The organism is Chryseobacterium sp. DT-167, from assembly GCF_058310155.1.
On sequence record NZ_JBZEEQ010000117.1, the window covers coordinates 1 to 552 of the forward strand.

2 protein-coding genes are annotated in these 552 nt (G+C 63.2%); both read left to right on the plus strand.

Annotated elements, in window-relative coordinates:
* On the plus strand, window positions 1-385 hold a 385-nt coding region (locus AC4FQ5_RS20055), incomplete at its 5' end, for an SDR family NAD(P)-dependent oxidoreductase (protein ID WP_491146462.1).
* A gap of 9 nt (window positions 386-394) precedes the next feature.
* The coding region (locus AC4FQ5_RS20060; protein ID WP_491146464.1) for a Dabb family protein at window positions 395-552 on the plus strand (158 nt) is incomplete at its 3' end.

Consider the following 552-nt stretch of genomic DNA (forward strand, 5'->3'; position numbering starts at 1 on the left):
GGCGGTCATGCCCACCATGAAGAAGAACGGCATCGGCTCGATCGTCAACATCTCGTCCGCGGCAGGCCTGGTCGGTGGGATCAGTGGCGGATCGGTGGCCTACTCGTCGACGAAGGGTGCGCTTCGCGCGATCACGAAGGAGGTCGCGCTCGACGTGGCGGCGGCGGGCGTGCGCGTGAACACGCTCTACCCTGGCCTCATCAACACGCCCATCATGCGGTCGTTTTCGAAGGAGGTCACGGAGGCCGTCCTCGCGAAGATCCCCGTCGGTTTCGCCGCCGAGCCCATCGACATCGCTTACGGCGTGCTGTACCTCGCGAGCGACGAGTCGCGCTTCGTCACCGGGACGGACATCATCATCGACGGCGGATACACCGCACAGTAAGGAATCACCATGATCAAGCACATCGTCCTCTTCCGCGTCACGGAGGGCACTCCGCTGGACCGCATCGAGGACGCTATCCAGCGTCTCGAAGCCCTCGTCGGAGTCATCCCGGGGTTGCGGTCACTCGAAGCCGGAATCGACATCGGAGTAGAAGGAAACATGAGCTT